Origin of the sequence: Pseudoxanthomonas gei, assembly GCF_010119615.1 — a bacterium.
Lineage (GTDB): Bacteria > Pseudomonadota > Gammaproteobacteria > Xanthomonadales > Xanthomonadaceae > Pseudoxanthomonas_A > Pseudoxanthomonas_A gei.
Genome location: NZ_QOVG01000001.1, coordinates 398390 through 419239 on the forward strand (window position 1 = coordinate 398390; position 20850 = coordinate 419239).

The 20850-nt window shown below is 65.8% G+C and carries 20 protein-coding genes; 16 read left to right on the top strand and 4 right to left on the bottom strand.

What is annotated here, in order from left to right:
• Positions 1–4: 4 nt before the first annotated feature.
• From DT603_RS01785 to yeiP, 9 genes are all read left to right on the top strand, one after another.
• Positions 5–802, top strand: a complete 798-nt coding sequence (locus tag DT603_RS01785) for an enoyl-CoA hydratase-related protein (protein WP_162348127.1) — start codon at positions 5–7, stop codon at positions 800–802.
• Positions 799–1191: a VOC family protein gene (locus DT603_RS01790; RefSeq protein WP_162348128.1), complete on the top strand. Its 393-nt coding sequence runs from the start codon at positions 799–801 to the stop codon at positions 1189–1191. The genes DT603_RS01785 and DT603_RS01790 overlap by 4 nt, the downstream gene beginning before the upstream one ends.
• A gap of 4 nt (positions 1192–1195) precedes the next feature.
• Positions 1196–3196 carry an acetyl/propionyl/methylcrotonyl-CoA carboxylase subunit alpha gene (locus DT603_RS01795; protein WP_162348129.1) on the top strand — a complete coding sequence of 667 codons (2001 nt, stop codon included), beginning with the start codon at positions 1196–1198 and terminating at the stop codon, positions 3194–3196.
• Positions 3197–3276: 80 nt separating this feature from the next.
• Positions 3277–3450, top strand: coding sequence for a hypothetical protein (locus DT603_RS16015; RefSeq protein WP_162348130.1), 174 nt, complete (start codon positions 3277–3279; stop codon positions 3448–3450).
• Positions 3447–4340: a hydroxymethylglutaryl-CoA lyase gene (locus DT603_RS01805; protein ID WP_162348131.1), complete on the top strand. Its 894-nt coding sequence runs from the start codon at positions 3447–3449 to the stop codon at positions 4338–4340. Before DT603_RS16015 ends, DT603_RS01805 begins: the two co-directional genes overlap by 4 nt.
• Positions 4341–4342: 2 nt before the next feature.
• Positions 4343–6964: a sensor domain-containing protein gene (locus DT603_RS01810; protein WP_246191517.1), complete on the top strand. Its 2622-nt coding sequence runs from the start codon at positions 4343–4345 to the stop codon at positions 6962–6964.
• Positions 6957–7469 carry a GNAT family N-acetyltransferase gene (locus DT603_RS01815; protein ID WP_162348132.1) on the top strand — a complete coding sequence of 171 codons (513 nt, stop codon included), beginning with the start codon at positions 6957–6959 and terminating at the stop codon, positions 7467–7469. Before DT603_RS01810 ends, DT603_RS01815 begins: the two co-directional genes overlap by 8 nt.
• Positions 7470–7743: 274 nt before the next feature.
• On the top strand, positions 7744–8514 hold the full coding sequence (locus DT603_RS01820; protein WP_162348133.1) for an SDR family NAD(P)-dependent oxidoreductase: 771 nt from the start codon (positions 7744–7746) through the stop codon (positions 8512–8514).
• Positions 8515–8626: 112 nt separating this feature from the next.
• Positions 8627–9193, top strand: coding sequence for an elongation factor P-like protein YeiP (gene yeiP, locus DT603_RS01825; protein WP_162348134.1), 567 nt, complete (start codon positions 8627–8629; stop codon positions 9191–9193).
• 379 nt (positions 9194–9572) lie between these two features.
• On the opposite strand, the gene DT603_RS01830 is transcribed toward yeiP, so the two are convergent.
• Positions 9573–10961 carry an FAD-binding oxidoreductase gene (locus DT603_RS01830; protein ID WP_162348135.1) on the bottom strand — a complete coding sequence of 463 codons (1389 nt, stop codon included), beginning with the start codon at positions 10959–10961 and terminating at the stop codon, positions 9573–9575.
• A gap of 29 nt (positions 10962–10990) precedes the next feature.
• Here DT603_RS01830 and DT603_RS01835 point away from each other — a divergent pair, with 29 nt between their 5' ends.
• Complete coding sequence (locus DT603_RS01835) at positions 10991–11527, top strand: hypothetical protein (RefSeq protein WP_162348136.1); 537 nt, start codon at positions 10991–10993, stop codon at positions 11525–11527.
• Between the two features lie 78 nt (positions 11528–11605).
• Positions 11606–12847 carry a phosphoglycerate dehydrogenase gene (gene serA, locus DT603_RS01840; protein ID WP_162348137.1) on the top strand — a complete coding sequence of 414 codons (1242 nt, stop codon included), beginning with the start codon at positions 11606–11608 and terminating at the stop codon, positions 12845–12847.
• A 98-nt stretch (positions 12848–12945) separates the two neighbouring features.
• On the opposite strand, the gene DT603_RS01845 is transcribed toward serA, so the two are convergent.
• A complete protein-coding gene (locus tag DT603_RS01845; RefSeq protein ID WP_246191518.1) occupies positions 12946–13521 on the bottom strand; it encodes an NUDIX hydrolase in 576 nt (191 codons plus the stop codon).
• Positions 13522–13668: 147 nt separating this feature from the next.
• Between DT603_RS01845 and DT603_RS01850 the strand changes: the two genes are divergently transcribed.
• The 5 genes from DT603_RS01850 (at position 13669) to yddG (ending at position 18336) form a co-directional block, all read left to right on the top strand.
• Positions 13669–15240 carry an amino acid permease gene (locus DT603_RS01850; RefSeq protein WP_162348138.1) on the top strand — a complete coding sequence of 524 codons (1572 nt, stop codon included), beginning with the start codon at positions 13669–13671 and terminating at the stop codon, positions 15238–15240.
• Positions 15241–15321: 81 nt separating this feature from the next.
• A complete protein-coding gene (locus DT603_RS01855) occupies positions 15322–15963 on the top strand; it encodes a methylthioribulose 1-phosphate dehydratase (RefSeq protein ID WP_162348139.1) in 642 nt (213 codons plus the stop codon).
• A gap of 248 nt (positions 15964–16211) precedes the next feature.
• Positions 16212–16769, top strand: coding sequence for a 1,2-dihydroxy-3-keto-5-methylthiopentene dioxygenase (locus DT603_RS01860; RefSeq protein WP_162348140.1), 558 nt, complete (start codon positions 16212–16214; stop codon positions 16767–16769).
• Positions 16766–17470 carry an acireductone synthase gene (gene mtnC, locus DT603_RS01865; RefSeq protein ID WP_162348349.1) on the top strand — a complete coding sequence of 235 codons (705 nt, stop codon included), beginning with the start codon at positions 16766–16768 and terminating at the stop codon, positions 17468–17470. Before DT603_RS01860 ends, mtnC begins: the two co-directional genes overlap by 4 nt.
• Positions 17471–17478: 8 nt before the next feature.
• Positions 17479–18336, top strand: coding sequence for an aromatic amino acid exporter YddG (gene yddG / locus DT603_RS01870; RefSeq protein ID WP_211368232.1), 858 nt, complete (start codon positions 17479–17481; stop codon positions 18334–18336).
• Between the two features lie 30 nt (positions 18337–18366).
• On the opposite strand, the gene DT603_RS01875 is transcribed toward yddG, so the two are convergent.
• Both DT603_RS01875 and DT603_RS01880 read right to left on the bottom strand, forming a co-directional pair.
• A complete protein-coding gene (locus tag DT603_RS01875) occupies positions 18367–18942 on the bottom strand; it encodes a YdeI/OmpD-associated family protein (RefSeq protein ID WP_162348141.1) in 576 nt (191 codons plus the stop codon).
• A 201-nt stretch (positions 18943–19143) separates the two neighbouring features.
• The gene (locus DT603_RS01880; RefSeq protein WP_162348142.1) at positions 19144–20733 is read right to left on the bottom strand and encodes a calcineurin-like phosphoesterase C-terminal domain-containing protein; all 1590 of its coding nucleotides are present in this window, start codon (positions 20731–20733) and stop codon (positions 19144–19146) included.
• Between the last annotated feature and the right edge of the window lie 117 nt (positions 20734–20850).

Sequence of the window (20850 nt, forward strand, 5' to 3'; positions counted from 1 at the left end):
TGTGATGTCGGAAATGCTGCTGCAGCAACACCAAGGCGAAGTACTGCGCCTGCGCTTGAACAGGCCCAACCTGCATAACGCCTTCGACGCCGGGGTGATCGCCGGGATGACCGCGGCCCTGGCGACGGCGGCTACCGACGCGGGCGTTCGCGTGGTGGTGCTGGAGGGCGCAGGCCCATCCTTTTCCGCCGGCGCCGACCTCAACTGGATGCGCGGCATGGCTGCGGCCAGCGAGGCGGCCAATCGCGAGGATTCGCTGGCCCTGGCCCGGCTGATGCGCACGCTGGATGAATTGCCCAAACCCACCATCGCGCGCGTCCATGGCGCCGCCTTCGGTGGCGGCGTCGGCCTGGTGGCGTGCTGCGACATCGCCATCGGCGTGCCCGAGGCCAGGTTCGGCCTGACCGAAAGCCGGCTGGGCCTGCTTCCGGCGGTCATTTCCCCCTATGTCATCGCCGCCATCGGGCCGCGCCAGGCCCGGCGCTGGTTCGCCACGGCGGAACTTTTCGACGCGCAGACCGCGCTGCAGATCGGGCTGCTGCACCAGGTGGTTGCCAGCGACCAGCTGGACGCGGCGGTGCAACGCCAGATCGACCTGCTGCTGAAAGCAGGGCCGCGCGCGGCGGCCGGGGCCAAGTCGCTGGTCGCCCGCGTGCTGGCGACAGCCGATGGTGAGGCGCAGGACCAGGCCAATGCCAGCCTCATTGCCGGCCTGCGCGTTTCTCCCGAAGGCCAGGAAGGGCTGTCCGCCTTCCTGGATAAACGAACGCCCTCATGGGCAGGCAAGGAGGACAAGCGATGATCGACCACATTGGCATTCCCGTATCGGACTACCCGCGCAGCAAGGCGTTCTACGAGCAGGTGCTCGCTGCCATCGGCGTGTCGCTGGTGATGGAAGTCACTCCCGAGCAGACCGATGACGGCAGCTGGGCGGCGGGCTTCGGCCGCGACCAGAAGCCCGACTTCTGGATCGGCAACGACCCACGTGGTGTGGCCGCGCATACCCATGTCGCTTTCACCGTCGACAACCGTAGCCAGGTGGATGCATTCCACGCGGCCGGCATCGTGGCCGGCGGCACCGACAACGGCGCTCCCGGCCTGCGCCCGCATTACCACCCCCATTACTACGGCGGCTTCATCATCGATCCCGACGGCCACAACATAGAGGCGGTGTGCCATCGTCCGGAATAACCCGATGTTCTCCAAAGTGCTGATCGCCAATCGCGGCGAAATCGCCTGCCGCGTGATCCGTACCTGCCGCCGCCTGGGCATACGTACGGTGGCGGTCTATTCCGAAGCCGATGCCGATGCACAACACGTGCGCCAGGCCGACGAGGCTTATCCGATAGGCGGCCCCCGCCCGGCGGACAGCTACCTGCGTGGCGATGCCATCCTGGATGTCGCCATTCGCAGCGGCGCGCAGGCCATCCACCCGGGTTACGGCTTCCTTTCCGAAAACGCCGACTTCGCCGACGCGGTGGAAAGCGCGGGCATCGCCTTCATCGGCCCCAAGGCCGCCTCGATGCGCAAGATGGGCAGCAAGGCCGGCGCCAAGGATCTGATGGCCGCCGCCGGCGTACCCGTGGTGCCCGGCTACACCGGCGAAGACCAGTCACCCGACGTGCTGTCGCGGGAAGCCGCGCGCATCGGCTTTCCGCTGATGATCAAGGCCGCCCATGGCGGCGGCGGCAAGGGCATGCGCATCGTGCACGGGCTGGATGAATTCCTGCCCCAGCTGGAAAGCTGCCAGCGCGAAGCCGCCAATGCCTTCGGCCGCGACCGCGTGCTGCTGGAACGCTACGTGCAGTCGCCGCGCCATATCGAGATCCAGGTATTCGGTGACGCCCACGGCCACGCCATCCACCTCAACGAACGCGAATGCTCGGCCCAGCGCCGCTACCAGAAGGTCCTGGAGGAATCACCCTCGCCTTTCCTGACGCCCGCGATGCGCGAGGCGATGGGCGATGCGGCGGTGCAGGCCGCGCACGCCATCGACTACGTCAACGCCGGCACGGTGGAATTCATCGTCGACCCGGCCGGCGCGTTCTACTTCATGGAAATCAACACGCGCCTGCAGGTCGAGCATCCGGTGACCGAACTGACCACCGGCCTGGACCTGGTGGAATGGCAGTTGCGTATTGCCGCGGGCGACGAGCTGCCGCTGCAACAGCAGCAGGTGCCCCAGCACGGGCATGCCATCGAAGTGCGCCTGTATGCGGAGGATCCGGAAGCCGGTTTCCTGCCGGGCTCGGGCAAGCTCGAGACCCTGCTGCTGCCCGCCCCCTCGGCGCATGTGCGCATCGATTCGGGCGTGGTCGAAGGCGACGCCGTCAGCATCTTCTACGACCCGATGATCGCCAAGCTCATCGTCTGGGACCAGACCCGGGCCATGGCCCTGGCACGCCTGCGCGAAGCGCTGGCGCACTGCGAGATCGTGGGGCCGAAGTCGAATATCGGATTCCTGGAACAACTGGTGCGGCATCCGGCCATCGTCGACGCCAGCATCGACACCGGCTACCTGGATCGCCACCTGGACGAGTTCATGCCGCCGGCGGGAATCGATCCGGACCTGCTGGTCGCCGCGGCCACCGCAACACTGCTGATGCAGGAGTCGGACGCACGCGCACAGGCCGCGGATTCCACCGATCCCGGCTCGCCCTGGGCCATCGCCGATGGCTGGCGGCTTGGCCACGCCGGCGGGCGCCTGCTGGCGTTCCTGCATCGCGGCGAGGCGCTTGCCGTGGGCGCGCACGGTGCCAATGGCGACTACCGCATCGAGGCCCCGCACGCCGTGGCCGTGATCCAGGGCGCGCGCATGGCGGACGGGCTGCTGAGCTTGCGCATGGACGCCCAGGCCCGCCGTTTCCAGGTACGCGCCGATCCCCGCAAGGTCATGGTCCATGATGGCGAACGGCGCCTGGAACTGGTCCCGGTTCCGGCTTACCTGCCGCAGACCGCGGCATCCGCAGGTAACGATGGCCGCATCATCGCGCCGATGCCGGGTCGGGTCGTGGTGGTCAAGGCCCAGCCAGGTGAGACGGTCGTCGCTGGCCAGGAACTGCTGGTCATGGAAGCCATGAAGATGGAACTGGCGATCCGGTCGCCACGCGACGGCATCGTGGCCGAGCTGCGCGCCGTTGCCGGCGACTTCGTTGATGCCGATGCGGTGCTGGCCACCCTGGAGCCGCTGCCGTGACCCCTTCGCCCCGCTGCGAGGCTGACGTCCGCAAATTGCCGCACCCTGCGTTTGCAGTGAATAACGCCGGAGTTCGTTGCATGCATTTGCGTCATCGGAAGAACGGGCCTGGCACCAGCAAGCGACAGTCTCGGCACGGTGCCGCCGCCGTTGCGGCGTCGTTGCGTGGATCGCTGCCCAGGCGCCGGCGCCTGTTCAAGCGGGTCGACGCGGCAAGCGTGGCCCTGCGCGCGCAGATGGAAGCACCGCTGTGACTTTTCCGGTTCGCATCGTCGAAGTCGGGCCGCGCGATGGCCTGCAGAACGAGAAGTCGATCATCGCCACCGCGGCCAAGATCGAACTGATCAACCGGCTATCGCAAACCGGCCTGCGCAGCATCGAAGCCACCAGTTTCGTCAGTCCGTCGTGGGTGCCGCAACTGGCCGACGCGGCCGAGGTATTCAGCGCCATCGAACGCAAGCCCGGCGTCTCGTATCCGGTGCTGGTTCCCAACGAGAAGGGCTATGAGCGCGCCCTGGCCGTCGGCGCACAGGAAGTGGCCGTGTTCACCGCCGCCTCCGAGGCCTTCAACCGCAAGAACATCAACGCCGGCATCGACGAGTCCATCGAGCGTTTCCGCCCGGTGCTGGAACGGGCCAGGGCCGACGGAGTCAGGGTGCGCGGCTACGTCTCCACCGTGCTCGGCTGTCCCTACCAGGGCGAGGTGCCGCTGGCGGACGTGGTGCGGGTCGCCTCGCGCCTGCACGCACTGGGCTGTTACGAAATCTCGCTGGGCGATACCATCGGCGTCGGCACCCCCCACAAGGCCCGCGCAATGCTCAAAGCCGTCGCCAGCGAAGTGCCGCTGCCTGCGCTGGCCGTGCATTTCCACGACACCTACGGCCAGGCCCTGGCCAATATCCTGGCGTGCCTGGAAGAAGGAGTCGCGGTGATCGACTCGGCCGTGTCCGGCACCGGGGGTTGCCCGTATGCCAAGGGCGCCAGCGGCAACGTGGCCAGCGAGGACGTGGTCTACCTGCTGCATGGACTGGGCATGGAAACAGGGGTAGACCTGGCCAGGCTCAGCGAAACGGGTCTCTGGCTGTCCGCCCTGCTCGGCCGCGACACCGGCAGCAAGGTCTCGAGGGCACTGGCGGCGACATGAACATGCAGGCGCCCACGGAGCGGGAACAGGTTGACTCTGATGCGGTTGACTCTGATCCGGCTGACGTGGCCCTGGACGCCTCCATTCACGACGATCCGGCCGCGGTGATGGCATCGCTCGACAAGGCCGGCGCCGATCCCGCACTGGACGCGCCGACCCGAACGATCATGACCCAGGCCGCAGCGCTGCTGCGCGCCACCATCACCCAGAAGCACTGGGCGTTATTGAGATATCGCGCGCTGTTCGACGCGGTGCCCGACCCGGTCAGCATCCTGTCCGAGGATGGCACCGTGCTCGACCTCAACAAGGCCGGCATGACCGCCTACAAGCGTCCGCGGGCCGCCATCGTCGGCAAGAACATCAACGTCCTCAACCCGGAACTGCCGCACGACCACATGACGCCGGTGTGGGAAGCATTGAACCGCGGCGATACCTATGTCATCGAAGTGACCAACATGCGGGGCGACGGCACCCGCTTCCCGGTGGAAGTGCATTCGGCCAACTTCGTCTTCGACGGACGCAAGAGCCTGGTTGCGGTCGCGCGCGACCTGAGCAAGCGGCGCGAGGCGGAACTGCGCTATCGCGAGCTGATGGAAGTCATCGACAAGGGCATCCTGGTGCAGAACAGCGCCCGCGACATCGTTTACGCCAACCGCGCCGCGATGCGCATCTTCGGCATCGGCGAAGGCAAGCGGCTGGCCGACGAGCTGCAGCTGGACCGCTGGCGCATCGTCGACGAACACGGCCACGAGCTGAGCAGCGAAGCATTGCCGGCGCATCGCGCCCTGCAGACCGGCCAGGTCGTGGAAAGCATGCTGATGGGCCTGTATCACCGCCAAAGCAAGCAACTGATCTGGCTGACCGTGACTTCGGTGCCGCAGTTCGCGCCCGGTGGCGAGAAACCGGCGCAGGTCACCTCCATCTTCAGCGACGTCACCGCGCTCAAGCGCGACAGCGCCCTGTTCGACCGTGCCCAGTCGCTGGCGCATATCGGCGGCTGGGAGTGGGATACCGGCCGCGACCTGGTCTACCTGACCGACGAGGCGATCCGCATCCTCGGCGCCCTGCAGCCGCCAGCCAATATCGAAGAGATGCTGTCCTGCCTGCGCGATCCCGACCGCCGCCGCTTCCGCGGCGCGATGCAGAAGGTGGTCGATACCGGCGGCGGCTTCGACCTGGAACTGCAGGGCAGCCGCGATGACGGCCATCCCTTCTGGATCCGGGTCATTGGCGAAGCCGAAGCCGGCGACCCTTCCACCTCGCGCATCACCGGCACGCTGCAGGACATTTCGGCGGACAAGCGCGCCGAGGAAACCCTGCGCATCCAGGCCCGCACCGACCCGCTTACCGGGCTGATGAACCGCGATGCGGTGCTCAACGAACTCGGTACCCGGCTGATCGATCCTGTCCACGCCAACGTCGCCCTGCTCTACATCGACCTGGACCGGTTCAAGACCGTCAACGACGTGCTCGGCCACAGCGCCGGCGACGAACTGCTGATGCAGGCCGCCGCGCGCATCCAGGGCGCGGTGGGCACCGAAGGCCTGGTCGCGCGCTTCGGCGGCGATGAATTCCTGGTGCTTTGCGACACCAGTGGCGATGCCGAACAGCCCGAACACCTGGCCGACGCCGTGCTCGCGGCCTTCGCCGACTCGTTCCGCTTCGACAAGGATGAATTCGCGATCACCGCCAGCATCGGCATCTCGCGGGCACCCGAGGACGGCGTGCGCCCGCAGCAGCTGATCCAGAACGCCGACATCGCCATGTACGACAGCAAGCACCGGGCCCGCAATGGCTGGCAGGCATTCACGCCGGACCTGGCGCGCCGGCAGCAGGACCGCCTGCAGATCGAAACGCAACTGCGGCGCGCCGTCGACAACAACGAATTCCGCCTGGTCTACCAGCCGCAGGTCGACCTGCGCCGCGGCCAGATCGTCGCCGCCGAGGCCCTGATCCGCTGGCAGAACCACCAGCTCGGCGAATTGCGCCCCGACCTCTTCATCAGCCATGCCGAGACCACCGGCGACATCGTCCGCATCGGCAGCTGGGTGCTGCGCGAAGCCTGCCGCCAGGTCCGCGAGTGGCATGACATGGGGCTGGGCATCGTGCGGGTGGCGGTGAATGTTTCCTACCGCCAGTTCGCCGGCGAGGACCTGGCCGAGAACGTGCGCGCGGTCCTGGCCGAGTACGAATTGCCGGGCGCGGCACTGGAACTGGAATTCACCGAGCGCGTCCTGATCGAGGACGCACCGGCCACCCTCAAGACCTTTGCCGAACTGCGCGCGCTGGGCGTGCTCCTGACCATCGACGATTTCGGCGAGGGCTACAGCGCGCTCAACTACCTGCGCCGGCTTCCCATCCACGGCCTCAAGCTCAGCCAGCTGTTCACCGAAGGCGTGCCCAACAACCGTTCCGACGTGGCCGTGTGCCAGGCGGTCTCGGCCATCGCGCGCAGCCTGGGGCTGGGACTGGTGGCCGAGGGCGTGGAGTCCGAGGCCCAGCGCCAGTTCCTGCTGCAGCTCGGAGTACCGGTCGGCCAGGGCTTCCTGTTCGCACCAGGCCTGACCCCGGATGAATTCGCCAGTCGCCTGCGTTCGCCCGAGGAGCGCGTGTCCAATGGCTGAGCCTGGCTACCGCATCCGTCCGATCGAAGCGTCCGATGACCCCGCGATTGCCGCGATCATCCGCACGGTCATGCCCGAGTTCGGCGCGGTGGGTTGCGGCTTCGCCATCAATGATCCCGAAGTCGACTGGATGAGTCGTGCGTATGCCGAACCGCGCTCAGCCTATTTCGTGGTCGAACGCGATGGCCGGATCCTCGGCGGCGGCGGAGTTGCGCCACTGGAAGGTGGCGATGCCGGCACCTGCGAATTGCGCAAGATGTATTTCCTGCCTGAAGCGCGCGGCCTGGGCGCCGGCGCCGCAATGATGGCCCGCTGCCTGCAGGCCGCGCGTGGCTTCGGCTTCAGCCGCTGCTACCTGGAAACACTGGGCGGCATGGACGCGGCCATGCGCCTGTATGAGCGCAGCGGGTTCCAGCGCCTGGGCGCGCCCCTCGGCGCCACCGGCCACGGCGGCTGCAATACCTTCTACGCGCTCGATCTCCAGCCACCTCCCGCGTCTGTCTAGGAGCGTTGTAGGAGCGACGCAAGTCGCGAAGCCGGGAAACTCCGGCACCCATGCGGACCGATGGAAGGTGATTGCGTCGCGCAACCAACATCCGCCCATGTGGTCATGGTCATCGCCGGCGAGCGCGACAGGCCGGGATGCGTCGCGAGCAAGGACGGATGGCCAGCTTCGCGACTTGCGTCGCTCCTACAACGCTCCTGCAATAGCCGACCAGCGCCAGGCGACCGTTGCCGATGACGTAAAATGCGGGCCTTACCCGCGATGGACTTTCCGCATGCAGCTTTCCGACACCCGCGCCATCATCACCGGCGGCGTTTCCGGCCTGGGTCTGGCCGTCGCCCAGCACCTGGTCGGCCACGGCGCCCGCGTGGCCCTGTTCGACGTCAACGACGACAAGGGCGCCGCCGCGGTGGCCGCGCTGGGCGAGGACAAGGCGCGCTACTTCCGCACCGACGTGTCCGACGAGGACGGCGTCGCCGCCAGTGTCGAGGCCGCGCACGAATTCCTGGGCGGACTGAATGCCGCCATCAACTGCGCCGGCATCCTCGGTGCCGGCCGCGTGCTGGGCCGGGAAGCACCCATGCCGCTGGCCAATTTCCGCGGCACCGTGCTGGTCAACCTGGTCGGCAGCTTCAACGTGGCCAAGGCCGCCGCCAACCTGATGCAGCACAACGCCGCCGGCGAGGATGGCGAGCGCGGCGTGATCATCAATACCGCCAGCGTGGCGGCCTTCGAGGGCCAGATCGGCCAGGCCGCCTATTCGGCTTCCAAGGGCGGCGTAATCGCCATGACCCTGCCGATGGCGCGCGAACTTTCGCGCTTCGGCATCCGCGTGATGACCGTCGCCCCGGGCATCTTCTGGACGCCGATGATGGACGGCATGCCCGAGGACGTGCAGAAGTCGCTGGGCGCCTCCATCCCCTTCCCGGCGCGCCTGGGCAAGCCCGAGGAATTCGCCGAGACCGTCGCCTTCATCGTCCAGAACCGCTACTTGAACGGCGAGACCATCCGCCTGGATGGCGCGGTGCGCCTGGCGCCCAAATAAAGGATTGCGGTCAATGGCAAAGGGTGAAGAGTGAAGTGTAAAAGCCTTCATCCCCACGCGTTCTCCTCACTCCTCACTCCTCACTCCTCACTCCTCACCTCCGGCCCACCAAATGAAAGCCAACGAAATCAAGAAAGGCAACGTCTTCGAACACAACGGCACCGTCTACCAGGTGCGCGACATCGAGCGCAGCGCGCCGCAGGGCCGCGGCGGCAACGTCAAGTTCCGCTTCACCCTGTACAGCATTCCCGGCGCGGTGAAATACGACCTCAGCGTCGGTGGCGATGATGACCTGAAGGAAGTCGAGGTCTCGCGCCGCCAGGCCACCTATTCCTACAAGGATGGCGACGCCTTCGTGTTCCTGGATGACGAGGACTACACGCCCTACACCTTCGACGCCGACGTGATTGGCGACGATGCCGGCTACATTGCCGATGGCCTGGCTGGCAGCTATGTGCAGATCATCGACGACCAGCCCGTTGCATTGCAGCTGCCCCAGCACGTGACCCTGGAAGTGGTGGAAACGCCCCCGGAACTGAAAGGCGGCAGCGCCACCAAGCGCCCGAAGCCGGCCAAGCTGAGCACCGGCCTGGAAATCATGGTGCCCGAGTACATCGTCAACGGCGAACGCGTGCTGGTGAATACCACTACGGGTGAGTTTGGCGGGCGCGCGGATTGAGGCTGACGGCCGTTACCTGTAACTGTTAGCTGTTTGCCGGTAGCCGGTAGCTTGGTGCTTCCCCTCTCCCCTTGTGGGAGAAAGTGGCCGAAGAGCCTGCCCTCGAGTGTTTTAGCAGGGGGCCGGAAGAGGGCAGCCGATAGCTTGGTTTCTCCCCTCTCCCCTTGCGGGAGAGGGTGGCCGAAGGTCGGGAGAGGGGAAGCCGGAGCCTGTGCAATATGGCGACGGACTATCTCGAGTGTAATGAACAAAAGCACGCTCGCTACGCTCCCGCCCCCTCTCCTGCCCCCCCCGACTAAAGCATTCGGGGGCAGGCTCTACCGGCATCCTCTCCCGCAAGGGGAGAGGAGAAAACCGATCAAGCCAACCGCAAAATATTTCAAACGTCGAACAACTTCCCCGGATTCAATATCCCCTGCGGATCCAGCACGCGCTTGATCCCCCGCATCACCTCGATCTCCGCCGCACTGCGCGTGCTTTCCAGGTAACCCTTCTTCACCAGGCCGATGCCGTGCTCGGCGGAGATGCTGCCTTCGTGCTTCTGCAGCGAAGCGGCCAGCAGCGTGGTCACCTGTTCGCACTGGCCGACGAATTCCGCGTTGTCCATGTCGTCCGGCTTCAGCACGTTGATGTGCAGGTTGCCGTCGCCGATGTGGCCGAACCAGACCACTTCGAAATGCGGATAGGCCTTACCCAGCAGCTGCTGGGTTTCCTCGAGGAAGGCGGGCATCGCCGAAATGCGCACCGACACATCGTTCTTGTAGGGCTTGTACGGCGCCAGTGCTTCGGTGATGGCTTCGCGCAGCCGCCATAACTGCGCGGCCTGGGCGTCGCTCTGGCTGACCACGCCGTCGCTGACCCAGCCGCTGTCCATGCAGGCCTCGAACGCCGCCATCGCCGCGGCTTCCTGGACCTCGTCGCCGGAGGCGAATTCGGTGACCACGTAATAGGGGTGCATTTCCTCGAACGGCTTCTGCGCGCCATGCGCCAGCACGTGGTGCAGGGCGCGGTCGGTGAAGAATTCGAAGGCCTGCAACTGCAGGCGTTCGCGGAAGGCGGAGAACACCTGCATCAGCACCTCGAACGACGGCAAGGCCAGCAGCATCACGTTGCTGGCCGGCGCCGGATCGGTCAGGCGCAGGCTGGCTTCGACGACGATGCCCAGCGTGCCTTCCGAGGCGATCATCAGGTGGCGCAGGTCGTAGCCGCTGGAGTTCTTGATCAGGCCGCGGTTGAGGTCGAGCAGCTCGCCGGTGCCGGTGACCACCTTCATGCCGGCGATCCATTCGCGGGTATTGCCGTAGCGGATCACGCGGATGCCGCCGGCGTTGGTGGCGATGTTGCCGCCGATGGAACACGACCCGCGCGAGGCGAAATCCACCGGATACGCCAGCCCGTGGTCGCGGGCCGTGTTGTGCACCGCTTCCAGGGCGATGCCGGCCTGCACAGTCAGCGTGCGGTCCACCGCATTGAAGTCCAGCACCCGGTTCATGCGCTCCAGGCTGAGCACCAGCTCTCCGTTCGCGGCCACCGCGCCGCCAGACAGGCCGGTGCGGCCGCCCGAGGGCACCACCGCCACGCCGTGCTGGCTGGCCCAGCGCACCACCGCCTGCACCTCCTCGACCGTGCCCGGCAAGGCAATCGCCAGCGGCGCCGGGGTCCAGCGCCGGGTCCAGTCGCGGCCGTAATGCTCCAGGTCGGACGGCTCGGTCTTCAGGCGCAAGGCCGGAACGGCTTGCACGAGGTCGGTCAGGCGCGGATCGGTCATGGGCAAAGGACACGTGAGGGGCCGCCAGCGTGCCAGCGATGCTGCGGTGCGTCCACAAGAAAGGCCGCCCGCTGCGCCTGCAGGCCCAGCGGAGCGCGCCCCCTGCCCCAGGAACTTTTCACCGATCCGGAGCGCGTCTTACAGCTATCGAAGCGCACTTCGGGCTTCCCGAACAGCGCCTTGCCCTTTCGGAAGACCGATGTGCTTCTCCGGAGCAGCGATTTGCTCTTCCCGAATACCGATTGCTCTTCCCGAATGCCGATTTGCTCTTCCCGAATACCGATTTGCTCTTCCCGAAGAGCGATTTGCTCTTCCCGAATGCCGATTTGCTCTTACTGAAGAGCGATTTGCTCTTCCCGAATGCCGATTTGCTCTTCCCGAAGAGCGATTTGCTGTTCGGGAATGGCGATTTGCTGTTCCCGAGGACAGATTTGCTGTCCCGGCAAGAGGTCAACCCAGCCCAGCCGACCCTGCCTTGGAGAGCCGATCTTGGTCGGCTGCCTTTTGCGCAGAACATTAGTCCCCTGCCAGGTCCATGGCGCGACGATCGACCCGCACACCTGTAGCCGGGCCTGACGCAGTGCAGCAACCCCGCCCTTCCTTCTGGCATAGTGAAACTCCCTCAGCCGATGCCCGCAGCCCGCATGTCGAAGAAGAAGACCTCGTACCCGAAGCACGACATCCGCATCCTGCTGCTAGAGGGCCTGAGCCAGACCGCCATCGACACCTTCAAGGCGGCGGGCTATTCGCAGATCGAGGTCCATGCCAAGTCCCTGCCCGAGGACGAACTGAAGGCCCGCATCGCCGAAGCCCACATCATCGGCATCCGCTCGCGCACCCAGCTCACCCCGGAAATCCTGGCCCATGGCCGCCGCCTGATGGCCATCGGCTGCTTCTGCATCGGCACCAACCAGGTCGACGTGGACGCCGCCGAACTGGCCGGCATCCCGGTGTTCAACGCCCCCTATTCCAACACCCGCAGCGTGGCCGAGCTGGTCATCGCCGAGGCCATCATGCTGATGCGCGGCATTCCGCAGAAGAGCGCCGAATGCCACCGCGGCGGCTGGTCGAAGTCGGCGGCCGGCAGCCACGAGGTGCGCGGCAAGACCCTGGGCATCGTCGGCTACGGCCACATCGGCACCCAGGTCGGCGTGCTGGCCGAGGCCATCGGCATGAACGTGGTCTTCCACGACATCGAAACCAAGCTGTCGCTGGGCAATGCGCGCCCGGCCCTGAGCCTGGACGAGCTGCTGGAACGTTCGGACGTGGTCACCCTGCACGTGCCTGAAACCGCCGCGACCCGCGACATGTTCGGCGCGGCGCAGATCGCCCGGATGAAGCGCGGCGCGCACCTGATCAATGCCTCGCGCGGCACCGTGGTCGACATCGAGGCGCTGAGCGCGGCGCTGGAATCCGGGCAGGTCGGCGGGGCGGCGGTGGACGTGTTCCCCATCGAGCCCAAGGGCAATGGCGATGCCTTCGTCTCGGCGCTGGCCGGCAAGGACAACGTGATCCTGACCCCGCACGTGGGCGGCAGCACGCTGGAGGCGCAGGACAACATCGGCATAGAGGTAGCGGCCAAGCTGGTGCGCTACAGCGACAACGGCTCGACCCTGTCGGCGGTCAATTTCCCCGAGGTGACGCTGCCCGAGCATGCCGCCAGCCATCGCCTGCTGCACATCCACCGCAACGTGCCCGGCGTGCTGTCGCAGGTCAACGAGATCTTCGGCAAGCACGGCATCAACATCGACGGCCAGTTCCTGCGCACCGATGCCAAGGTCGGCTACGTGGTGATCGACGTGTCGGCCACCGACCTGCAGGCGGTGGACCTGAAGGAAGCGCTGATGGCGATCCCCGGCACCCTGCGCACACGCGTCCTCTATTGACCCGAGTTTTTTTGTAGGAGCGACGCGAGTCGCGAAGCTCATGGCAGTTCAGTTGTCCACTGCTTCGCGACTTGCGTCGCTCCTACAAGCTTTCGCTCTTACGACCTGTTGCCCGCCAGCCACTTCCTGGCCATGCGGCTCATTGATTCGTCGGCATCGTTGGCCACCTCGCTGATCGGCCGCCATGCCAGTTCCAGGGATTCTTCGCTGACCACGAAATCCTCATTGGCGCCGGCGCGGACCACGTAGCGCACGTCGTAGTGCCAGTGGCCCGGCACGTCCTTGCGCTCGGGAATCCAGTGCCGGTCCAGGTCGAAGATTTCCCCGCCATCCACGGTCAGTCCTGGCAGCCCTGATTCTTCCTGCGCTTCCTTCAACGCCACCACCGCCATGTTGCGCTCGCCATCGGCATGGCCGCCGAGCTGCAGCCAGCGCTCCAGCTTGCGGTGGTGGGTCATCAGGATGCGCTGGCCATCGGCGCTGACCAGCCAGGCGCCGCTGGTGAAGTGGCCATGCAGGCGTTCGCGCTGGAAGGGATCCTGACCATCGCCGAGCAATTCCAGGAACGACTGAACCACGCCGGATTCAGCCGGCCAGCGTGCAAGATAATCGACCAACTGTTGTGCGAGGAGAGGACTGACCTGCATCGGTTGCGGCATGTGCGGTGACTTCATGGTTGCCTGTTCAGGCTTGGATTATCGCCTACCTCGCGATCACGACGCTTGTGCGACCAAAGTGTGACGGGTAAGGTTCGGCAAACCCGTTCCGGCCATCCGCAGCCGGGCACGGCCTGCATATCACCGGCTCTGGGGAACCACCGAATGTCATCTTGGCGTGTCAAACCGCTCGACCAAATTCTTGCCACCGCCGAAAGAAAGTCGCTGAAGCGACAGCTGGGCGCCTTCCAACTGACCATGCTGGGCATCGGCGCCATCATCGGCACCGGTATCTTCGTCCTGACCGCCGAAGCGGGCCAGAAGGCCGGGCCGGCGATGATGGTAGCGTTCGTGATCGCCGCGCTGGTCTGCGCCCTTGCAGCGCTTGCCTATGCCGAACTTGCTTCGATGCTGCCGGTATCCGGTTCCGCCTACACCTACACCTATGGCGTGCTCGGCGAAGGCCTGGCCTGGGCCGTGGGCTGGGCCCTGGTGCTGGAATATGCCGTGGCCGCCTGTGCAGTCTCGGTAGGCTGGTCGGGTTACATGAACGGCCTGCTGATCCACAGCGACCTGTTCGGCCTGGTGCAACCCGGGTCCATGGCCCTGCCCGAAGCGCTGCGTACCGGTCCGATGGACGGTGGCTCGTTCAACCTGCTGGCCTTCCTGATCGGCCTGGTGGTGACCTTCCTGCTGGTGATCGGCACCTCCAAATCGGCCAAGGTCAATGCGGTCCTGGTCCTGATCAAGGTGGCGGCACTGATCGCTTTCATCATCATCGCGGTGCCTGCGGCGCAATCCTCCAATTTCGAACCGTTCTTCCCGACCGGCTGGGGCAGCCCGCTGGGCGGGGTCGGCGTGCTGGGTGCGGCGGCGTCGATCTTCTTCGCCTATGTCGGTTTCGACGCGGTCTCCACGGCAGCCGAGGAAACCAAGAACCCCAACCGCAACATCCCGATCGGGCTGATCGCCTCGCTCACCGTCTGCACCATCTTCTACATGCTGGTCGGCTACGGCGCGGTCGGCGCCTCGGGCTCACAACCAATTTTCGGCGCTGATGGCGTGGCCCTGCTGCCCGGCAGCCCGGAACTGGCGGCCGCCTGCAAGGCCAGCGAAGAGCTGGTGTGCAGCAAGGAACCGCTGGCCCACGTGCTGCGCATGCTCGGCTTCCCGAGCTGGGGCAATGCGATCGGCCTGGCCGCGGCACTGGCTTTGCCCTCGGTCATCCTGATGATGATCTTCGGCCAGACCCGCATCTTCTTCACCATGTCGCGTGACGGCCTGCTGCCAGCCGTGCTCTCCAAGGTGCATACGCGGTTCCACACGCCCTACGTGGTCACCATCATCACTGGCATCTTCGTGGCGATCTTCTCGGCCGTGTTCCCGGTCGGCGTGCTGGCCGACATCTCCAACTCGGGCACGCTGTTTGCGTTCGTGATGGTGGCCGTGGCGGTGATGGTCCTGCGCCGCACCCAGCCCACGCGTCCGCGCCCGTTCCGCACTCCGCTGGTCTGGCTGGTGTGCCCACTCGCCATCGCCGGCTGCCTGCTGCTGTTCCTCAACCTGTCGCTGTACACGCTGAGCCTGTTCTTCGGCTGGGCCATCATCGGCCTGGTCGTGTACGCGCTTTATGGTTACCGCAACAGCGACCTGGCCCCGGGCAATGCTGCGCGCGTCGCCGCCGAAGATGCGCGCATCGCGGCCGAACCTCCCTTCCACGAAGGTCCGCAAGCCTGACGGAGCGGTTCCTGCAACCCGGAAACGGCGCGGATTCCCGCGCCGTTTTTGTTTATGGCCGCGTTTTTGTAAACTCGGGCCATGAGCGCACTCCCCTACAACCCTTCCCGCCTGCAGGAACTCGCGCAGGACATCATCGCCAACGTACGCGAGCTGTCGCTGGCCGGGTGGACGCCGGCGACCAGCAGCAACTTCTCCGAGCGCCTGGACGAGCGCCATGCCGCGATCACCGTATCGGGCCGTGACAAGGGCAAGCTGACCGTCGACGACATCATGGTGGTGGATTTCGACGGCCAGGGCGTGGCGACCACGCACCGGCCTTCCGCCGAAACCCTGCTGCACACGCAGCTGTACCGGCGCTTCCCGGAAATCGGCTGCGTGTTGCACACCCACTCTCCCGTGCAGACCATCGCCTCGCGCCTGTTCGCCGGGGCCGGCCATATCCGCCTGGAAGGATACGAGCTGCAGAAGGCCTTCCACGGCAACAACACCCACGACGACAGCATGGACGTGCCGGTCCTGGCCAATACCCAGGACATGCCCACGCTTGCTGCCCAGGTCGATGCCCTACTCGACCGCCAGAAGCTCTGGGGCTACCTGATCGACGGCCACGGCCTGTACGCCTGGGGCCGCGACATGGCCGAGGCGCGGCGGCACCTGGAAGCCTTCGAGTTCCTGTTCCATTGCGAGCTGGAGCTGCGCAAGCTGGGCTGTCGGGGGTGACCTCGTACCACCTCTCCCCTTGTGGGAGAGGTCGCCGCGCTTGCGCGGCGGGAGAGGGCGAGCGGAGTTGTAGCGCTTGAATCACAGATGATTTGCAACAAGCAGCGTCCCGCGGCAGTCATAGGTGAGCTGTGTACACGGACTCGGTTCACCCCTCATCCGCCCTGCGGGCACCTTCTCCCACAAGGGGAGAAGGGGTTCCTCGGTTTGTTACTCTTGCACTTCTCCACGACACTCGAGCCCCCGCCATGAGCCGTCTGCGCATCTTCGACGAAAAGAATCCGGAAACCCCGGAGTTCGCCAGCTTCGATCCCGACTTCATCGCCACCGAGCTGCACAGGATCGGCGTGACCTTCGAGCGCTGGAAGGCGTCGCATCCGCTGGCTCCTGGCGCCAGCCCGGATGAGGTGATGGCCGCCTACAGGACCGACATCGACCGCCTGGTCACCGAGCGCGGCTTCAAGAGCGTGGACGTGGTCAGCATCTCGCCGGATCATCCGCAGCGCGAAACCATGCGCGCCAAGTTCCTCGACGAGCACTATCACAAGGAGGACGAGGTACGTTTCTTCGTCGCCGGCTCGGGCCTGTTCACCCTGCACGTGGACGGCAAGGTCTACGAGATCGAATGCGTGCAGGACGACCTGATCGCCGTGCCCGACAGCACCCTGCACTGGTTCGACATGGGCGACGAGCCCAACTTCATCGCCATCCGTTTCTTCACCGAGCCGGACGGCTGGGTGGGCCACTTCACCGGCGAGGAGATCGCCAAGCGATTCCCGCGCTATGAACCGGGGAGTTCCTCCTGAACACGCCGCGCGCCATCCTCACCGACATCGAGGGCACCACCAGCAGCATCTCCTTCATCCGGGACGTGCTGTTCCCGTATGCACGCGATGCCCTGCCCGGCTTTGTCGCCGAGCATCGCAACGACCCGGAAGTGAGAAGGTGGCTGGATGCGGTGGCGATCGAACATGGCAGCATCTGCAGCGACGAGGTCATAGTCGAAACGCTGCAGGGCTGGATCGACCAGGACCGCAAGCACACCGCTCTCAAAGCCCTGCAGGGCATGATCTGGGAAGCCGGCTATCGCGATGCCGAATTCGCCGCGCCCATCTATGCCGACGCCGCACCCGCGCTGCGCCAGTGGCACGCGGCGGGCCTGCCGCTGTACGTCTATTCCTCCGGATCGGTGGCCGCGCAGAAGCTGTTCTTCGGGCATAGCGAGGCCGGGGATCTCACTTCGCTTTTTTCGGGATGGTTCGATACCGAAGTGGGCGGCAAGCGTGACGCCGCGAGCTATGAAGCCATCGCAGCGCGCATCGGCATGGAGCCCTCGGACATCCTGTTCCTGTCCGACGTGGTGGAAGAGCTGGATGCTGCCGGCACCGCTGGGATGCAGACGGTGCTGGTCGACCGCCCCGAGGACTACGCCACGCCGCGAACCGGTGCGGCGGCACGTGGCCACCACCGCGTGACCAGCTTCGCCGACCTCCTGCTGATCCCCTGACGCGCCGCGTGTCGCCCCCTGGCAAGGCAACACTGAGCGGATTGCTGGCGATCCTGCTGTGGGCGTCGCTGGCATTGCTGACCACGGCCACCGCGGGACTGCCGCCTTTCGAAGTGCTGGCGCTGGGGTTCGGCTTTGCCGCCCTGGCCGGCCTGGTACTGGTCGGCTTGCGTGGCAACTGGGCTGAACTGCGCCAGCCCATGTCGGCGCTGGCGCTGACGACCACGGCCCTGTTCGGCTACCACGCGCTGTACTTCATCGCCCTGAAGCGCGCGCCTGCAGTGGAAGCGAACCTGCTGAACTACATGTGGCCCCTGCTCATCGTCCTGTTCGCCAGCTTCCTGCCGGGCGTGCGCGTGCGCGGGATGCAGATCGCGGGAACGCTGCTGGGACTGGCCGCGGCGGTGATCCTGGTGACGCGCGGCAGCGGCATCGAGATCCAGCCGCAATTCCTGCCCGGCTACCTGGCCGCGCTGGGTGCAGCGGTGATCTGGGCCGCCTATTCGGTGCTCAACCGCCGCCATGCGCAGGTCAGCAGCAGCGCGATCATCGTGGCCTGTGCAGGCGTGGCCGTGCTGGGCGCGCTGGTGCATGCCGCATTCGAGCAGACGGTGTTGCCCACGCCGCTGCAGTGGGGTGTGCTGGCACTGATGGGGCTTGGCCCCGTGGGCATCGCTTTCCTGCTATGGGACCACGGCACCAAGCACGGCGACATTGCCCTGCTGGGCAGTCTTTCCTACCTGGCGCCGCTGTTGTCCACACTGCTGCTGGTGGTGGCCGGCCAGGCGGCAGCCCACTGGTCGCAGGGCGTGGCCATTGGCCTGTTGACGCTGGGTGCGTGGTTGAGCGTGCGCAGGTTCAAGTAAAAAAACTTCGCCTGGAGCGGAAGATCCGGCTCAATGGATCTTTTCGCCGCGAGCAAGCATCTCCGCGAACTTCGCCGCGCGGGCGACGCGGGTTTCGGGTTTCTTCGCCGTGTGCACCCGCCAGCAGAATGCGTAGCGGTTGGTCCTGTCCAGGGTGTCGAAGAAAGCCTGTGCCTTGCGGTCTTTCTTCAATGCAGCCGCCAGTTCGGCGGGCACGTCCATCACCGAGAAGCCGTGATAGGCCGCTTCCCAACGGCCGTCGGCCCGGGCCGCCTCCACCTCGCGCAATCCACGCGCCTGCATCAGGCCGGCAGCGGTCAACCGTTCCACGTGTCCGATGTTGATCTTCGACCAAAGGCTGCGCGGACGTCTCGGGGTGAAGCGCTGCAGGAAGAACTGTTCGTCGAAACCTTTCTTCTGGCCGTCGATCCAGCCATGGCACAGGGCGATGTCCAGTGCCTGCGCGTAGGTCACCGAGGCAATGCCCGAGTCCTTCTTGGCGATCTTCAGCCAGACCCCGGCCGCGTCCGCATTGGCGGACAGCCATTTTTCCCAGGCAGCCGGGGTCTTGAAAGGCTTGACCGGCAGTTCGTCTGTTTGCGCCATGGTGAAAGTGTCCTGCTGATCTGTAAAACCTGTTTTTCAGGCACTGGAGAATCCCCGGTCTACCGCGATCGTCATCCCCGCTCAGGCGGGGATCCACGTATCCGAAGCCATTGAAAGCGAAGTCCCCGGGTTTCCGCCTGCTCGGGACTGACGCCCTCGAGAATGGCCCTCAAAGCATATGCGATTCCGGTTGGCCTCCAGTCAGGGCGGAGCTGTTTCCAGCCGGTAACGGGTACGTGCGGACTGCACGCCACCCTGTTGATCGAAGAACCGCACTTCTATCTCATGGCCACCAACGGCGAGATCGGTCGGCAAGGCGCCGCGCCACAGATGCGTCGAAACCGTTGCTTCCGGTGACCGGTCATAGCCGCGCAGGTTTTCGGCCTGGTCATCCCTGAGGTTTTCCGCCAGCAGGCGTGGGTCGGGCTGGTGCACGCGGGCCATCGGTCTCCAGTCCGCCGCATCGACCCGGTATTCCACGCGCGTGTCAGCCTGTCCCATGAACACGTTGGCATACACGCCCCAGGCCGGATAGGCGCCCTGCCGCAATACTTTCGGTGCGTACAGCGCCAGCGTTTCCTCCGCATCGCGCGCAGGATGCCAGGCCAGCGAATAGGAACCGCCGGGCCGCACCGAAAGACTGGCGTAACCGTTCGGGGTACCGTCGCTCATGCCGGCGTCGGGAATGCCGGCCGCGTCCTTGGCGCCCGACCAGAACGCCCCGCAAACGGCGCCGACGTTGTATTCGTGCAGCGGCTTGGTGCCGTGCCAACCGCTGTCGCCCCCGTGGTAGACGTGTTGCTGGGTGTGGCCATGCCCGCTGAGCAACAGCACGTTCGGGAATTCCTGCAACAGCTTGAACAGGCGCGCGCGATCGGCGTGGCGAAAGGTCTCCACGCCCGGCTTCGCATCGAACAGCGGGATGTGCACGCCGAGCACCAGCAGCCGGTCCCTGGGCACGGTCGGCAGGTAGGTCTGGAGGAAGGCGAACTGGTCCTCGCGCAGGCCGCCGACATACGTGGGCTTCTGCCCGGGCTGGTAGACCACGTCGTCCAGGCCGATGAACACCGCCTGCGGTTCTTCCCAGGCGAACGTATCGGGTCCGTAGCTGTTGCGGAAAGTGAGCAGCGAATCCTCGTCGCGCGCGGCGTCGAAATCCAGGTCGTGGTTGCCGGCCACGTGCAGCCACGGCAGCTGCAGCAGGCGGGTCACCTGGTTCAGTGCCGGATAGAGCGACAGGTCGTCGTTGACGACATCGCCGAGGGTGATGCCAAAGCGTGCGTTGCGCTTGCCAGCCAGCGGCCCGACGATGTCGCGCCGGTAGTAGTCGATGTCTGTGGTGCTCTTGGCCTGGGTGTCGGAGAACACCAGGATCTCCAGCGTTTTGCCATGCCCAGCCTGTTGCTTGCGGGGAACCAGGCCGAAGTTCCTGCAGCTGGGAAACGACGCAGGGATGCCGCCGTATTTCAGGATCGGCCCGGGCGCGATGCGGATGTGGGTCCAGAAGTCCGGCAATCCATCGCCGCGTTGCGGCAGGTCGTAGCCCGGCGGCTTGATGACGAACACCGTTCGGCCATCCACCACCGGCATCAGGTAACGGCCGTCGCCATCGGTCCGCACCAGCTCGACACCATCGGACACCTTGATACCTGCAAGCGGCTTCTCACCCCGGTCCACCACCCTGTTGCCATTGCTGTCGGCCCAGACAAGGCCGGAGTTGCAAGGAGGCGGCAGTGCCTGCGCGGACACGGCGGCCGTCGAAAACAGGACTGCAAGCAGCAGGCGGGACATGGCGATTCCTTGAGGGACGTGCAGGGATTATCGCGAATCGACGTGATGTCGGGTGTTGTCATCTCGAATCTGGGCGTATGCCTTATGTGCGGACATGGCATCTCCGCCGTACCCTCA

Excerpts from the sequence above, each read along its gene's own strand:
- DT603_RS01845 (WP_246191518.1), bottom strand. The coding sequence starts at position 13,521 with ATGAAGTCACCGCACATGCCGCAACCGATGCAGGTCAGTCCTCTCCTC.
- DT603_RS01880 (WP_162348142.1), bottom strand. The coding sequence starts at position 20,733 with ATGTCCCGCCTGCTGCTTGCAGTCCTGTTTTCGACGGCCGCCGTGTCC.
- DT603_RS01855 (WP_162348139.1), top strand. The coding sequence starts at position 15,322 with ATGAGCGCACTCCCCTACAACCCTTCCCGCCTGCAGGAACTCGCGCAG.
- DT603_RS01790 (WP_162348128.1), top strand. The coding sequence starts at position 799 with ATGATCGACCACATTGGCATTCCCGTATCGGACTACCCGCGCAGCAAG.
- DT603_RS01810 (WP_246191517.1), top strand. The coding sequence starts at position 4,343 with ATGCAGGCGCCCACGGAGCGGGAACAGGTTGACTCTGATGCGGTTGAC.
- DT603_RS16015 (WP_162348130.1), top strand. The coding sequence starts at position 3,277 with ATGCATTTGCGTCATCGGAAGAACGGGCCTGGCACCAGCAAGCGACAG.
- DT603_RS01875 (WP_162348141.1), bottom strand. The coding sequence starts at position 18,942 with ATGGCGCAAACAGACGAACTGCCGGTCAAGCCTTTCAAGACCCCGGCT.
- serA (WP_162348137.1), top strand. The coding sequence starts at position 11,606 with ATGTCGAAGAAGAAGACCTCGTACCCGAAGCACGACATCCGCATCCTG.
- DT603_RS01830 (WP_162348135.1), bottom strand. The coding sequence starts at position 10,961 with ATGACCGATCCGCGCCTGACCGACCTCGTGCAAGCCGTTCCGGCCTTG.
- DT603_RS01860 (WP_162348140.1), top strand. The coding sequence starts at position 16,212 with ATGAGCCGTCTGCGCATCTTCGACGAAAAGAATCCGGAAACCCCGGAG.
- DT603_RS01795 (WP_162348129.1), top strand. The coding sequence starts at position 1,196 with ATGTTCTCCAAAGTGCTGATCGCCAATCGCGGCGAAATCGCCTGCCGC.
- yeiP (WP_162348134.1), top strand. The coding sequence starts at position 8,627 with ATGAAAGCCAACGAAATCAAGAAAGGCAACGTCTTCGAACACAACGGC.
- DT603_RS01820 (WP_162348133.1), top strand. The coding sequence starts at position 7,744 with ATGCAGCTTTCCGACACCCGCGCCATCATCACCGGCGGCGTTTCCGGC.
- DT603_RS01850 (WP_162348138.1), top strand. The coding sequence starts at position 13,669 with ATGTCATCTTGGCGTGTCAAACCGCTCGACCAAATTCTTGCCACCGCC.
- DT603_RS01785 (WP_162348127.1), top strand. The coding sequence starts at position 5 with ATGTCGGAAATGCTGCTGCAGCAACACCAAGGCGAAGTACTGCGCCTG.
- DT603_RS01815 (WP_162348132.1), top strand. The coding sequence starts at position 6,957 with ATGGCTGAGCCTGGCTACCGCATCCGTCCGATCGAAGCGTCCGATGAC.